Below are 14094 nucleotides of genomic sequence, written 5' to 3'. Positions count from 1 at the left end.
TTCCCGCAAGGAGATACAGTGCTTCATTTGCTGCCAACGCAAACAACCACGGATGAGCACACGCGAAACGCAAACGTCGCCATCCTGCCGATTGGCAGCTTTGAACAGCACGGACCGTATTTGCCGCTAAGCACTGACGCGGCTATCGCTTCTATCATCGCCCGCGAAATCGCCCAGCTCTACCCGGTCCGCCATCTGCCGCCAATTACCATCTCATGCTCCCACGAGCACAAAGCTTGGCCAGGAACAGTGAGCATTTCGGCTCGGACGCTCTCCATGCTCATCATCGATATTCAGTCCTCTCTACGCGCATCCGGCGTCCAAAAGCTAATCTTGATAAACGCTCATGGCGGTAACTATGCGCTTTCCAACGTCGTACAAGAAGCCACCGTCAACGAACGATGCATGGCACTTTTTCCAACCAACACTAACTGGAAAGCTGCACGCACCAAGGCGAGCATGGAAACCAGTAGTCATGAGGACATGCACGCAGGCGAGCTAGAGGTTTCCATCCTCCTGGCCGCTAACCCCGAACTGGTAAAAGACGGCTACGCAACTGTTGATCACATAGCCAACGATCGCAATGATCTCCTTACCAAGGGCATGGAAGCATATACCCAAACGGGCGTCATTGGCCGACCGTCACTAGCTACCGCTGAGAAAGGTAGAGCAGTCCTTGACTACCTCAATGAAGCATTCGCCTCATGTCTCCGTAGCATTGATGTAGCTGTCTGATCTGTGAGAACTTTCTCTACAAACTTAAAGCGGCCCTGACCGGGCCGCACGCGCCGCCGACTCGGCGCGGGCCGGCTGCGTCCACTTGAGCTCCCGCACCGGCCCGCCACAACGCCGGTCGGCTGGCGCGGACGAGAAGCCAGGGCCGCGAAACATGAGCGGCGCACAACTCGGGTCACGAGGTCGCTCTCATCAGCGCACGTGCAGTCGGTCGTCGTGTCAACCTTCGGCGGGAGGTGTCCGCAGTTGGTCGGCCGCCGTTCCGCACGTGTGGGTGATCGCTCCCGGTGCGAAATTGTTTCGCGGCGGGGTCGGAACCCATCAAGGGCGGCCTGCGGCCGTCGCTACGCGATCGAGCAAGCTCGACCCTTGACAGAACCCGCCCCGCAGTCGCGAGCTTGGGCACCTGTCCGGAGCGGGAGGGGTACGGGCGATCAGATACGCCACGAGAAGGGAGCCTGTTCGAGATCCGATCATGCACTCGGGCGGCTTCAGTTTTAAGGATGCCCACGTGCGCCGACTGCCGAGCCCCATTCCACTCGGCTACGCAACTGTCATGGTGAGCCTCCGGGCACTTAGCGATCTCTACGGAGACGCTACGCCAGACGGTGACGAGTGACGCGACGGCCTCTGTCTCGCAACGAGCCCGACAGAAACGGAAGTGGGATCCCTTTCGCTGGATATGCTGGCTAACTCGATACGTTGTCCATTGTGGCTCGACGGAGTACGTTGCGGTGGTGACATGGATTCCCGATCCAGATGATCTGCGATCGTTGCTCAGCAACGCCAATGCTGAGCAGTCTCCTCCGCCGGAAAGCCCTGCGAGCGACCCGGATTCCGTCTATAACCCGGATGGGATGCTCAAGGATGAGATCATTAGGGAGCTAATTGAGCAGCCGGATCTGCTCCGCGATCTGCGTGATCAGATGGCTCCAGCCTCTGACCTTTACGAGAGAACCAGGTCCTCGGGGACATATTGGCATCTCGGCGAAGACCTTCGACGCCGCATGTTCAAAACATCAGGAAGATGGTGGCAGTTAAATCAGATCGCGGAACTCGAAGAGCGAATAGTAGTCGATTTGCCTTCTGCAGCCTTAGCGGGAACCGTTACTGTAGTTGTAAAAGTTGGCGACGATAGTCAATCTAGCTCCCCGGAGGACCATTTCAACTATCGCCTGGCGCACATCATGGCTGACATCCTATGCGACCAAGGCTACGATGCCGAGGCAATCGGCTCGTGGGAATCGCATCAAACGGTGAATTATCGAGGGCAAGAGTCAACTGCAGTACATGGGACAAGTTATCACCGTATTTGGGCGATACAGGTATCGTTGAAATAACAGGTCATGCAGCAGCCGATCCTTCTAGTGGTTCAACTGCTCTGTTCTTGCAGACTGTCCAACCCTCGCTGGCATACCGCCCACCGGATGTCATCGCTGCCAGCGTCTTCAAGGATGAGGCTAGCCACGATAGGTTCATAACATGGAGGAGTACCGTGAGCGCTGCACCCACCGAATGCCGCAGTTCCTCCTTGATCGTTATACCAAGCTGGCAACTGAGGTTCGAGGCACTCTCTGATATGCGTCACCATAACCTGAGACACTACGACCTCAAGTACCTCCTGAACAGTGATTACGCACAGAACCCTGAGTGACAAACTGAGTGACATTCGCGATGCCAACCGGTGCTTGTCCGTGCACAGCCATGCACCTTCAGAACCCACCTACCAGGCCGAACGCACGGTCCTTGATGTCTCACTATTGCTTCACACCGAAGAGGTCACTGGTTCGATCCCAGTATCGCCCACCACGAAGGTCGCAGGTCAGAGGCTCGCAGCTCATCATGAGAGGCGGGCCTCCTGCATGTCGTGCGCCGCACGTGCGCCATCCTCCGAAGATCTTGGCGCAGACGCCCGCCGCTTCCAGCTCTCGATGACCTTGCTGTGAGCCTCGGGGGCCAGATGGGCATAGCGTTGCGTAGTCGCGAAGGACTCGTGGCCCAAGAGGTGCTGTACGTCATACAGAGGTACGCCATCCTGCACGAGCCAACTCGCCGCCGTGTGCCGCATGATCTTCGGCGGGAAGCGCCGGAGCTTGTGACTCGGGTCGTCGCAGATTTTGGGACCGCACTCTCCAACCGTCCATAGGGTGTCCTGAGCCCGTCCAGGGGAGAGTTGACCACAGGGGCGGGCTGCCTCGACCGCGACGTTCCAGATGCGGTCTCGGAAGTTCCCGTCGTCGATCGGTCCGCCTTGGGCGGCCGGGAAGATCAGGCCAGGGCAAGGACCCCCACCGGGCACCCGAGAGCCGTCTGGAAGCACCTTCGGGCAGGCGCAGACGCCCCATGCGGTTCGTTGCCCCATCAGTTCCCGCATGGCCTTCAGCGTGTGCGGCGGCACCGGGACGGTCCGGTGGGACTTCTTAGACTTCGGGTACTCCCTCAGCCCGTACCGAGTCATCACGTGGGTGATGGTGATCAGGCCACGGATCCAATCGATCTGGTTGGCATGCAGGCCGTACGCCTCGCCAGGCCGCAGTCCAACATCCATGCCCAGTTCGATCAGAGTCCGCCACTTGAGGCCAGACAACTCCATGACGGTTGCGTAGAGGAGATCAGCCTCATCCCGCTCATAGAACTCCACCGTGCGAGGCTCGATCTTCGGCAAATCGAGCTTGGCGAATGGGTTCGTCACCACGAGGGGTGGATCTTCAGTCATGGCCGCGACATAGAGGTTGCCCATCACGAACACCACCTCATGGATGGTGCTCGCCTTTAGCAGGGGCACGCCCTCGGTCTCAATGACCACGCGGCCCTTGTGGCGGGCTCTGGTGGTTCCCTTGAGCCGGTTGACCCACCCCTGAGCCTCGGTGCGCGTCACAGCGTTCATGGGCCAAGCGGCCCACTCCTCCTCGCAGTGGGTGCGCCAGAGTGAGTCATGCTTGGCCAGGGTGGGTCTCTCCAGCCCGGAGGCGTTCCGTACGCGCTTGCGCCAGTCGCCGAGCTTGACCTCGCCGGCTCGGGGGTCGCGACGGTCCCCGCTCCTGAACTTGGCCTCCTGCTTGAGGGCCCAGTCCTTCACCACGGACTTCAACCTGTCCGTGCGAGTGACCTTCTTCCCGTCCGGTTTCCGGACAGTGGCCTGCCACTTCCCGGATGGGAGCTTACGGAGATACATGATCACCGACTTTCTGAACTACTGCCTACGATGAGGTAACTCGATGTTGATGTTGAATGAGAGATCATCCATGCCTCAAGCCTACGTGTCAGAACAGATCAACAGCGAGCAGGTTCCCGAAGGATTAGCGCAGCATTTGGCAAGAGGGAACGGCTAGAATTTGCTCATGAAACACGGGGAAAGCGCCCGACTTCTCACGCCTAAGCAGGTCGGTGAGCTATGGGGTGTATCGGAATGGACCGTGCGCAGGCACATTGCCAGCGGCGCTCTTCCGTATCTCAACATCGCTCCGCCAGGTTGCAGGAAGCCCCGCACGCGTATCCGTGAGTCGGACGCCGTGGCGTACATCGACTCTCTGATTGTGGACCTGGCATCTTAAGAAGACGAGACACGAAAACCCCCGCCTGTGCAGGTAGGCGGGGGTTTTCCTTGTTGAAAGTCGGAGGACAAGACCGGCTTGGCGTAGTCCGTTCTCCTGTATGCAGCACCCGGCGAACCGTCTCCGGGACGCGGGGTGCTGCAAAGAAATCTCAGCAGATTTCCCTCGCTGAAAGCATACCGTTGAGCAGTGACAATTCAAGATGAGAGTGCGTCTCGTCAAGGGTTTTGGCAGGTCGAGCCCTTGATCGGGCTTGCCTTTGCACGTTCAGTGTCTTACTCTCAAACACGTCGGGAACAAAACCGGCACGCATAACCCATACCGAATGGTGGCACTATTCGGTGATGGCGTGCACTGACGCTGATGCGGTCGCGGGTCAGGGTCCGTTCCAAAAGGGCGGGCACTGTCGGGACCTTCCTCCAGGGTACGCCGTCGCAGAAGAGTTCTCTTTCGAGAGAATCGGCTGTGGCGGTGTGTGTCCTGTATGAGGAGTCACAGTGCAGGAATTTTCTGGAGACAAGCTTCGCCACTACATCAAGGTGCGGGACTTCTCGGTAAGTGAGTTTGCCGAGGCCATCACCCGGCACCCCGGAGCGGTCTACGGGTATATGGAAGGCCACCGAAACCCTTCCCTTGAGATCGTCACGGTTATGGCGGACCGGCTCGGCGTCAGCGTCGGAGACCTCTTCACCGACACGGAACTCGAAAGCGCGGTCTCGGAATTCTGCCGGGACATCATCCGTGCGGGCCTCGACAGCCTGGCGGCGCCGGGAGGTCGGGAAGAGGGACTCCTTATCGATGAAGACGGATGGGCCCCCGCAGACCTCCTCTCCTGTCGCGTGCAGAACGCCCCGCACAGGAGCGAGGGCAAGGTTGTACGGGCCGCCGTCGAACGATTGGAGGAACTCGACCCTGAGCTGGGCGAGTGGGCCCGTGAGCGTCTGGGCTTCCGCAAGGACGTGGCGTGAACGCGGTCTCGGAGCTGCGCTCCGTCTTCGAGTCCCTCGGCGTTGGTGAGTACGTCTCCGCCCTGGTAGACGCCGCCCCTCCGCTCAAGCCGTGGCAGCGTGACCGGCTCGCCGTCCTCTTCCGGGAGGCGACGTGACCTCGAACCCCCTCGATGGGCTCTTGGATGCGCCGGAGTTCTGTCCTATCTGCGATGAGGTGGTGCCGACCTACTGTCAGTGCGGGCCGGCGACCCAGTCCATGGTGGACGTCGCTCCTACTGATAGCGCCGACGACAATGCGAGGGGACGGGCATCATCCGTACCCCTGGTGGATGAGGGAGAGGCACGGGACGGCCGAGCCAGGGTCCCGGTCGGCAATAAGGAGCGTGCCTCCCGATGGCTCCGGGATGAGATCGGACGGGACGGCCTGGCTGGGCTGTTTCATCGGGACGGCGAACTGGTTTTCACGCCCCGAGTGGGGGAGGACGGCTACATCCCGCGCCAGGACGAACGCGAAGATGATGGCCCTGCTCAAGTCCGACTGATGTCGGAGACCGAGCTGAAGACGCTGGTGGAGATTCGCTACGCCCCCGGCATCGGTCGTCAGCGTCAGGAGCCTGCCACTGACCCAGCGACAGGCGAGCAGAGTACGCGCACGGTCCCGGACTGGGAGCCGAGGCTCTTCCCCAGGGAATGCGCCACCAATGCGCACACTGCCGCGCGCATGCAGGAGGGCACACCGCACCTGCGCACTTTGAGAGGCGTGACTCACACGCCCACGATGCGGCCTGACGGTTCGGTGATCGACCAGCCCGGCTATGACCTGGACACAGGCGTGCTCTACCTGCCGGGACCGGGGCTCGATGTGCTGCCGGTGCCAAGCGCACCCACGCCCGCCGAGACGAAGATGGCGGTCGAATTGATCGTCAGCATCGTCGCCGAGTTTCCCTTCGTGGAGGAGCATCATCGGGCGAACTGGTACGGGGCGCTGTTCACGCCGATCTTGCGTGCGATCTATCCGAGCCCGTACCCCGTGTTTGTGATCGACGCGCCTGCCCCAGGGTCGGGCAAGTCCTATCTGGCGAACATCCTGCGAACCGTCCATGGCGGAATCCTTCGTGCGGGCTGGCCGCAGGACGATGCTGAACTCACGAAGGGGATCCTTGGCATCCTCATGCACACCACAGCCCCGGTCGTCACCTTCGACAACGTACGCGGGCGAGTCCGAAGCGCCAAGTTCGAGGCCCTGCTCACCTCGGCAAAATTTTCTGAACGGATCCTCGGAGCCAACAGGGACGGCGCGGCTCCAAACGATCGGCTGTGGACCATCACCGCGAACAATGCCGAGATCGATGGGGACTTGGCGCGGCGGGTCTACTGGATCACGATCGACCCCAGGGTGCCCAGACCGCAGGACCGTACAAGATTCTCCCTCGACCTGAAGACCTGGGTGCCAGCCAATCGCGGTCGAATCATCCAGGCCCTGCTGATCATCGTGAGGGCGTGGGTACTCGCGGGATCGCCGAAAGGGCCTCCCAAGCGTGGTGACGATTACGCACGTTGGGATGCAGCGGTCGAGGGCCTGTTGTCGTGGGCAGGCTTCTCGGGGCAGTTCGGCAAGCCCGATAACAAGCACCTCGACAGCACCGAGGACCAGGAATGGGCCGCCTTTCTCGCCGCCGCCTATGAGGTGATGGGTGAGACATCGTTCAAGATGGCGGACCTGGTCGGAAAGATCGCCTCCGAAGACCCATACGGTCCATACGCCCAGACGGGGAGGATCGCTCCCTCGACGCTTCCAGGTGATCTCGCAGAGAAGTGGAGCCGGGGGAACAGTCGGGCCGGGTTCACGAAGTCGCTTGGTAAGTGGTTCACCTATCGAGCAGGTCGCTATGTCGGTGATCTGACCGTAAAGGTGTGGCAGGACAGGAAGAACGGCAACACGTTCCGTATCGAACGCTGGGATGCGGAGCAGGAGGGGGTTTAGGGGGTTTAACGGGTTTGTTTTCACCCATCTCTCACGGGAGGGACCTTTTCGAGATAGGTGCGAGCACGCGAAAAAGTGGGACCGGTTCGAAACAAACCCGTTAAACCCCCTAAACCCCCTCGCATGATCACCTGAAATATTACGGAGAGTGACATGGGCGGATATGACGAGTTGACCGAGTTTGACGGCCTCAAAATCGATGATGCGGGCTGCGATCAGTGCTCTGCCTACGCCGTCCTCGACGCTAATCGCGGCGGCCGAGGCAAGCACTACTGGCAGATCTTCCACGACGCCGACTGCCCCGTCTGGCTGAAGCACGTGGCGAACTGATGATGACCATCGAGTTCCTGAACGAGGCGCTGGAGCGTGAGTTCCAGCACCTCATGGCCTACTACCAGCGCAGTCGGAACACCGTGACGGCTGTCCACATGGCCGACATCTTGGCCAACGCCACCACCTTGTCGGACGACCCGATCTACCGGGAGGCGGCATCATGACCATGCAGCCTCCCCGGGCCGTACCCACGTCCGGCATGGCCACCGCGTCCCTGGTGTTCGGGCTGATCGGATTCTTCGGCGGGTGGTGTGCCTTTGGACTCCCGTGCCTGATCGCCATTGTTTGCGGTCACTTCGCTTGGAAGGAAACCAAGAACGGCTCCAAGGCCGGGCACGGCCAGGCCGTCACCGGACTCATCCTCGGGTACGTGATCGCGGTCCCCGCTGCCCTGACCACCGTGCTGATCTTCAGCAGCGTGCTCGGGCTCGGCACCTCGATGATCGAGGGCTATCAATGAGCCGGGCTGATGAGCGGGTGCAGCAGTTCATCGAGGAGGCTACACGGCGGCGTGAGGCTCGTAGACGGGCGCAGGCCGCGTTCGCGGAACGACGGGCGTACGGGTTGGAGAAGCGCCACGCGGCCAAGCTTGCCCATTCCGGCCTCAACGTCGAGCCACAGACGGACGAAGAGTCGGGCGTGGTCCCTTGGCCTACCCCCGCCCCCCACAACGCCTCAGATTCTTGTAGTGAATGGAGTTGGACATGGTGACCCTGATCGTCGTCTTGAACATCGCCGTCCTCATCGAGCTTGTGGTTCTCCATGTGATGGGCCGGCACGTCATCGCCAAGGTCAGCCAGGCTCTTGCCCGGCACGAGGCCGCTGTTCAGCAGCACCCCGCCGTCCAGGAGGCGGAACTCCGCACCGGCATCACCTTCAAGGCCATCAACAGCAACGAGGTGCGGAGGGCGCAGTGAACGTCCTGTGCGACCTGTGCGGCTCCGAGGTCGCCGACCTGGCCCACGTGTGTGCTCGCTGCGGTGAACGGCTGCGCTGGGACCTGGACGACATCCCCGCTCTTGTCGAGGAGCTGGAGGTGACGCTTACCGGTCGGGCACGGATGTCGGCCGGTGCGCTGCGGCGGTCCAGTGAGAGGCGCCTGCCATTCCACATCGCGGCCTCGGACAAGGCCCACACCCTCAGGTTCGTCCTGGTCGCGTGGGCCCGTCTGGTGTCCGACGAGCGCGGCGTCAGGCTCCCTGCGGACGACCTCATCTCCATCTCTCAGCGGCTGGTGACGCACGTCGAATGGCTCCGTCATCACCCCGCTGGCAGTGAGGCGGTGACCGAGATCCGCGACGCCGTCCAGGCGGTGAGAATGGTGATTGACCGGCCTCCGGACCGGTTGTACGCAGGCCCATGCGACGCCTGTGGGATGCCGCTGTACGCCCGGCCGGGGGATACGGAGGTGGGCTGTCGCGAGTGCCTCGCCGATGACGGGAAGCAGTTCGTCTACGACGTGGACGCACGGCGTGCATGGATGTTTGGAGAGCTGGAGCACTTCGTCGGAAACTCCGTCCAGGTCGCATCCGCTCTTGCCGGAATGGGTGTCAAGGTCGCGGCCTCAACCATCCGAGTGTGGGCGAGCAGAGGGAAGTTGGACCCCTGCTCGTACGGCGAGCCGAAGAAGCTCGGCGGTGATCTACTCCCGCTATACCGGGTCGGTGACGTAATCGAAGCGGCAGCCTCAGGAAAGGCGAAGAAGGCCGCGTAGCACGTGTCGGTTGACAAAGCAACTACTTGTAACGGATCATACGGATAGCCTGGGATACATAGCTGAGGGGCTCGATTAAACATCGGGCCTCTTATGCTTGTCATGAAGAGAGTTGTCCTCCGGGTGGTGCTTTCGGGGCCTCGACCTGGACCTTCTGCCTCTCTATGAGGGAGTCCCACCATTCGATCTGGTCATGAATGGCCCCCAATGCCTGCTGAAGTTCTTCGGGGAGTGGCGGCAAGTCGGCACCTCTTCCGTATCGCCCTAGGACTTCCACCATGTGCTCACAAGCGGCGCGCCGGGTAACGGATCCGGGAGCACCGATGCGCTCCCACATGTAATCGGCCTGCGTTACTGCCAAGGTCATATCCAGCAGCCGTTCCCGTAGCGGGTCATCGGAGAACTCCTCAATGGCTACGCGGAGCTGAATGACCAACGGCTCCTGGATCTGCGCCCACTTTGCGACTTCATCTTCCGAGGGTTGCTCTTCATCCGGAGGCGGCGGATCGCCACACCTCTTCGCCCGCTGCGCTCTGAGTTCGTACTCCTCAGTGGGAATCGGCTTGATCTGAATGAGCTTGACCGCTGCCTCGGTGGCGCTGATCCGAGCGGTTTGTTCTCGTTCGGCGGCTCGCTTGTCGCGTTCAATCTTCCATTGATTCGCCTGCGTCCATCTGGTGGTGATGAGAGAGATACCCCCTCCGATGAGGGTGCCGAGCAGCGCGGGGATGACCTGAGCCCAGTTCACTCCTCGACTATCGCTTGCAGGGGCTGGCGTTTCTAGGGCAACCGAACGAATCAGCGGAATTGATCACCATCCCACCGATACGCTGCCGGGCCATGGCAGACCTCGGCTTACTGCAGGCGTGGGGCATGTGGTTCGACAACGTCCAGGTGAACCAGCACACCCTGTACGGCTGCTCGATCCTCGCCCTAGGCCGGGCAGGAAAGATCGCGGCGTTCCTCGGAGGAGCGACGGCTGTCCTCGATGCGTTGGGGCCGGAACGTGTACGGCAGTGGGCTGGACAATCGAAGGATTTCGAAGCACTCAAGTCGTACGGCTGGATGAAGGCGCTAATGGCCGCAGCGGTCCTGGCCTTCGCCTGGATGATTACCTATGTGCCCGTGGAGTTTGAGCTGCTTCCCCCCGGACCTTTCCTTGACTTAGCCACGAGGGTCACATTGGTGCTCGGATACAGCGCGGTCCTGCTGGCCCTCGCACTCTCTCCACGCGTAGCCGGATTCATCGTTCGCGGATTCGCGACGCTGCTTGAGAGACCTTCAACAGAGCGCGCCATCCGTTGGTCAGCGGTGGCGTTGATCGCAGTCGGCTTCCACTTCGACCTGCTCGCCTCATAACACCCGGTTGACGTGATAAAGGGGGTTGACCTTGGGAGATACCCGCAGCCCCGCTCGTATCGAGGAGGCTCAGCACCGCAAGGCCGAGGTGCTCCGACTGCGGCGCCGAGGAGTGGCCTTCCAGGAGATCGGTGACCGGTTGGGCATCACGAAGCAGGGCGCGCACAAGATCTGGAAGACGGCCATGACGGAGATCACCTTCGACGAGGTGACGACGTACCGGACCGAGCAGCTCGAACGCCTGGATGCCCTGTTGGTGAAGGCCAACGAGGTCTTGGAGCGGCACCACATCACGGTCTCGAACGGCCGGGTCGTGACGTTGGACGGAAAGCCACTGCAGGACGCCGGCCCACTGCTGGACGCCATCAAGACGGTCTTGGACATCGAGAGTAGGCGAGCCAAGCTGCTGGGCCTGGACACCCCGGTGAAGCAGCAGATCCAGACGGACCAGACGATCACGTATTCGTTCGAGGGCGTGGATCTGAATAGCCTGCGGTAACAGGGTGAAGCCCGACTGGACGGTTCTCCAGCCGGGCTTCTGGGCGATCTACCTAGCGGTGCAGGTGATAGTGACCACGCACGAACTCATAAACGAGCCTCACCGTCGAGACAACTGCCGAGACCGTTCCCGGCAGCCACCACCAACGGCTGGGCTTCTGCTTTAAGTCGGAAGTCATGGATCTCTCCTCTGTTTGTTTCGCCGCGCGGTTGCGCCTGTACAGCACCGCAGCGCAGCTCTAGAAGTTCGACCCCAGGGGAGGATGCACGGAAACCGTAGCCACTGCCGCCACATGCTGCACGGCAATTTGCGATGATCCGAGCCCGAAATCTCAATATGTGTCAAGCCGAAACGGGATGTGTACGGTGTGCCTTGAGTGCGGAGGCGGCCAACCTGCGGTAGACGGCAGAATCGCGACATGACTCCGTCGCCAAGAGCCACCTCGACGCCCACGGCAGCGCCTGAGGCGCGCACGACACCAACTCCGACTGCTGCGCTAGAGCCTACAGTCGCTGTGACCGGTACGGTCCGCGTGGTGCCGCCGCCTGACGACGTGCCCTTGGCTGACCACTTACAGGGAGTGGGGACCGTCGCGGCTGTGGTGCTTGCGTTGATCTTGGCTCTTGTGGAGACTCGCCGACGCAAGTCGGACCTCGGGGCGGCGAAGAAGGATCGCGAGGAGGACCACGAGCACGCTGAGCGCCGTCTACAGGAAGAGCGCGAAGCCGGTGACCGAAGGTTGCAGCTTCTTCTTGAAGAAGGGCGGGAGAGGGATCGTAACCAGCTCATCATCGAGCAGCTCCAGAAGGCTTCCCTCTATTGGGCTCAGGGACAGGTAAACCAGTTAGCTACCGTCCTCCCTGTCATCCCTGATCAGTACGCAACCATCCTTCGATATTTCATCCGTGGAGCCGACCCAAAGAATCAATACGGGTTCGCGTCGCTGAGCGAGACCACCTTACAAGTCCTGGAACAGCGCCTCGGTGCACACGGTCTAGAGAACCACGGCCCAAACTACTTAGCCTCCATCATTGAGATGAGGGAGGAAGAGGACAGACAGTCGGGGCGGGCAAACTTCAGACGGCTCGAACAGACAGCCGTCGAGATGCTCAGGGTGGGGTACGAGTACAGCAAGATCCAACAAGAGTGGCTGTACGAGGAGATCGGGGTGAACATCACTGAGCTGATGAAGCCGGTAAATAGCCTGGGGTAATCGTGCGGTTCCCTCTACAGCGCCGAGCCCCGAACCGAATGAACCGGCCGGGGCTCTTTGCCTACTTCCCGTGGAAGTAGTAGTGATCGCGGAAGAACTCATAGACGAATCTCACTGCTGAGACGATCGCCGCCGCTGTTCCTGGGAGCCACCACCAACGGCTCCGCCTGCCCGGATCGGGGGTCATGACCTCTTCCTTCCTCCGCCGAGACCGAGCAGCACTCGTCTGCTCTACCAACCTCGGACGGCCCCGCCCCCCGGGAAGAAGACAGGGGGGTCCGAAGAGGTTCTCGGGAAGTCGGGTCCAGGCCACTTCCTGCCGCCCCGCAAGCCTAAGTCGCGACGGCGGCCCACGGTGGGCTCGACAGATGAGTCATGCCCGAAAGCGAATAAAGCGTCACGCCGAAGGGTGGGGCTCCATGAGCATCGCTTTACGGCACCACTACCGGCCGCGCGGTGTGGCTGCCGTCCTCTTCGACTGTCGGGCCCCTGAGGTCCTCCTCTCCGGCCCTGCGGGTACCGGCAAGTCCAGGGCCTGCCTGGAGAAGCTGCACCTGATGGCCCTGCTCAACCCAGGGATGCGCGGCCTGATCGTCAGGAAGACGGCGGTGTCGCTCAGCTCCAGCGGCCTGGTCACCTTCCGCCAACACGTGGCCAAGGAGTCCCTAGCTGCTGGTGATGTGGCCTACTACGGCGGATCAGCCCAAGAGGCGAAGTCGTACCGGTACACCAACGGCAGCGTCATCGTGATCGGCGGCATGGACAAGGCCACGAAAATCATGTCGTCGGAGTACGACGTGGTCTACGTCCAGGAAGCCATCGAGCTGACCGAGGACGACTGGGAAGCCATCACCACCCGCCTCCGCAACGGCAAGGTCTCCTTCCAGCAGTTGATCGCCGACACCAACCCCTCGGTGCCGACGCACTGGCTCAAGGCTCGGTGCGACCGTGGCGACACGGTGATGCTCGACTGCCGCCATGAGGACAACCCCGTCCTGTTCGACGACCACGGTCACCCCACACCGGTCGGTGCCGACTACATCAGCAAGTTGGACAAGCTCACCAACGTACGGCACGCCCGTCTTCGCAAGGGCCTGTGGGTCGCGGCCGAGGGTCTCATCTACGAGGACTTCGACCCCGCCGTCCACCTGGTTGACCGATTCCCGATCCCCGGCGAGTGGACGCGGTGGTGGGCGGTGGACTTCGGCTACACCAACCCCTTCGTCCTGCAGTGCTGGGCCGAGGATCCGGATGGCAGGTTGTACCTGTACCGGGAGCTGTACGCGAGCCGGCGAACCGTCGATCAGCACGCTGCGGACATCCTCAAGGCGGTCACGAAGAAGGACGGGTCCTGGTCGGAGCCAAGGCCGCGCGCCATCATCTGCGACCACGATGCCGAGGGCCGTGCGGTGCTGGAGCGGGAACTCGGGATGTCCACCCTGGCGGCCAACAAGAAAGTCACCGAGGGCATCCAGGCGGTACAGGCCCGCTTGCGTCCCGCTGGTGACGGTAAGCCCCGCTTGTTCGTCCTCCGTGACTCCCTGATCCAGCGCGACACCGAGCTGGCCGAGGCGAAGAAGCCGACCTGGCTGGCCGAGGAACTGCCCGGATACGTGTGGGACCAAGCGCCCGGCAAGCCGCCCAAGGAAGCACCCGTCAAGGAAAACGACCACGGCTGTGACGCCATGCGCTATCTCGTCGCCCACCGCGACGGCCGGACTCGCGGCTCGATCCGCTGGCTGTGAGAGGAACG

At 61.7% G+C, this 14094-nt stretch carries 17 protein-coding genes; 15 read left to right on the top strand and 2 right to left on the bottom strand.

The annotated features are described in order from the left end of the window. The first annotated feature begins 18 nt into the window (after nucleotides 1-18). Both AB0I81_RS34940 and AB0I81_RS34935 read left to right on the top strand, forming a co-directional pair. Nucleotides 19-735: a creatininase family protein gene (locus AB0I81_RS34940; protein ID WP_360665641.1), complete on the top strand. Its 717-nt coding sequence runs from the start codon at nucleotides 19-21 to the stop codon at nucleotides 733-735. Nucleotides 736-1472: 737 nt separating this feature from the next. Continuing rightward, nucleotides 1473-2075, top strand: coding sequence for a hypothetical protein (locus tag AB0I81_RS34935; RefSeq protein WP_360665638.1), 603 nt, complete (start codon nucleotides 1473-1475; stop codon nucleotides 2073-2075). 500 nt (nucleotides 2076-2575) lie between these two features. Here AB0I81_RS34935 and AB0I81_RS34930 read toward each other — a convergent pair whose 3' ends face one another. Then, complete coding sequence (locus tag AB0I81_RS34930) at nucleotides 2576-3817, bottom strand: site-specific integrase (RefSeq protein WP_360665635.1); 1242 nt, start codon at nucleotides 3815-3817, stop codon at nucleotides 2576-2578. Nucleotides 3818-4076: 259 nt separating this feature from the next. Here AB0I81_RS34930 and AB0I81_RS34925 point away from each other — a divergent pair, with 259 nt between their 5' ends. The 9 genes from AB0I81_RS34925 to AB0I81_RS34885 all read left to right on the top strand — a co-directional run bounded on the left by AB0I81_RS34925 (nucleotide 4077) and on the right by AB0I81_RS34885 (nucleotide 9270). After that, nucleotides 4077-4289 (top strand): helix-turn-helix domain-containing protein, encoded by a 213-nt coding sequence (locus AB0I81_RS34925; protein WP_360665632.1) that lies wholly within the window; start codon nucleotides 4077-4079, stop codon nucleotides 4287-4289. A 497-nt stretch (nucleotides 4290-4786) separates the two neighbouring features. Further along, complete coding sequence (locus tag AB0I81_RS34920) at nucleotides 4787-5257, top strand: helix-turn-helix transcriptional regulator (protein ID WP_360665628.1); 471 nt, start codon at nucleotides 4787-4789, stop codon at nucleotides 5255-5257. Next, nucleotides 5254-5394, top strand: a complete 141-nt coding sequence (locus tag AB0I81_RS34915; protein WP_360665625.1) for a hypothetical protein — start codon at nucleotides 5254-5256, stop codon at nucleotides 5392-5394. The genes AB0I81_RS34920 and AB0I81_RS34915 overlap by 4 nt, the downstream gene beginning before the upstream one ends. Further along, on the top strand, nucleotides 5391-7223 hold the full coding sequence (locus AB0I81_RS34910; protein ID WP_360665623.1) for a hypothetical protein: 1833 nt from the start codon (nucleotides 5391-5393) through the stop codon (nucleotides 7221-7223). Before AB0I81_RS34915 ends, AB0I81_RS34910 begins: the two co-directional genes overlap by 4 nt. A gap of 153 nt (nucleotides 7224-7376) precedes the next feature. Beyond that, on the top strand, nucleotides 7377-7553 hold the full coding sequence (locus AB0I81_RS34905) for a hypothetical protein (protein ID WP_360665620.1): 177 nt from the start codon (nucleotides 7377-7379) through the stop codon (nucleotides 7551-7553). Continuing rightward, nucleotides 7553-7720: a hypothetical protein gene (locus AB0I81_RS34900; RefSeq protein ID WP_360665617.1), complete on the top strand. Its 168-nt coding sequence runs from the start codon at nucleotides 7553-7555 to the stop codon at nucleotides 7718-7720. The genes AB0I81_RS34905 and AB0I81_RS34900 overlap by 1 nt, the downstream gene beginning before the upstream one ends. Nucleotides 7721-7755: 35 nt before the next feature. Then, nucleotides 7756-8016: a DUF4190 domain-containing protein gene (locus AB0I81_RS34895; protein ID WP_360665614.1), complete on the top strand. Its 261-nt coding sequence runs from the start codon at nucleotides 7756-7758 to the stop codon at nucleotides 8014-8016. A gap of 244 nt (nucleotides 8017-8260) precedes the next feature. Beyond that, entirely contained in the window at nucleotides 8261-8473 is a 213-nt protein-coding gene (locus AB0I81_RS34890) for a hypothetical protein (protein WP_360665611.1), read from the top strand. Continuing rightward, a complete protein-coding gene (locus AB0I81_RS34885) occupies nucleotides 8470-9270 on the top strand; it encodes a hypothetical protein (protein WP_360665609.1) in 801 nt (266 codons plus the stop codon). The genes AB0I81_RS34890 and AB0I81_RS34885 overlap by 4 nt, the downstream gene beginning before the upstream one ends. A gap of 100 nt (nucleotides 9271-9370) precedes the next feature. Here AB0I81_RS34885 and AB0I81_RS34880 read toward each other — a convergent pair whose 3' ends face one another. Continuing rightward, the gene (locus AB0I81_RS34880; protein ID WP_360665607.1) at nucleotides 9371-10018 is read right to left on the bottom strand and encodes a hypothetical protein; all 648 of its coding nucleotides are present in this window, start codon (nucleotides 10016-10018) and stop codon (nucleotides 9371-9373) included. 92 nt (nucleotides 10019-10110) lie between these two features. Between AB0I81_RS34880 and AB0I81_RS34875 the strand changes: the two genes are divergently transcribed. The 4 genes from AB0I81_RS34875 (at nucleotide 10111) to AB0I81_RS34860 (ending at nucleotide 14086) form a co-directional block, all read left to right on the top strand. Beyond that, the gene (locus AB0I81_RS34875; RefSeq protein ID WP_360665604.1) at nucleotides 10111-10629 is read left to right on the top strand and encodes a hypothetical protein; all 519 of its coding nucleotides are present in this window, start codon (nucleotides 10111-10113) and stop codon (nucleotides 10627-10629) included. Nucleotides 10630-10660: 31 nt separating this feature from the next. Beyond that, on the top strand, nucleotides 10661-11128 hold the full coding sequence (locus AB0I81_RS34870; RefSeq protein WP_360665601.1) for a hypothetical protein: 468 nt from the start codon (nucleotides 10661-10663) through the stop codon (nucleotides 11126-11128). Between the two features lie 514 nt (nucleotides 11129-11642). Then, nucleotides 11643-12341 (top strand): hypothetical protein, encoded by a 699-nt coding sequence (locus AB0I81_RS34865; protein ID WP_360665598.1) that lies wholly within the window; start codon nucleotides 11643-11645, stop codon nucleotides 12339-12341. A gap of 419 nt (nucleotides 12342-12760) precedes the next feature. Then, nucleotides 12761-14086: a phage terminase large subunit gene (locus tag AB0I81_RS34860; protein ID WP_360665595.1), complete on the top strand. Its 1326-nt coding sequence runs from the start codon at nucleotides 12761-12763 to the stop codon at nucleotides 14084-14086. Nucleotides 14087-14094 lie beyond the last annotated feature (8 nt).

The organism is Nonomuraea sp. NPDC050404 (genome assembly GCF_040655495.1).
In the GTDB taxonomy this organism is placed as follows: Bacteria; Actinomycetota; Actinomycetes; order Streptosporangiales; family Streptosporangiaceae; genus Nonomuraea.
The sequence above is the reverse complement of the archived record's forward strand: the minus strand, read 5'-3'. Positions and strand labels throughout refer to the sequence as shown.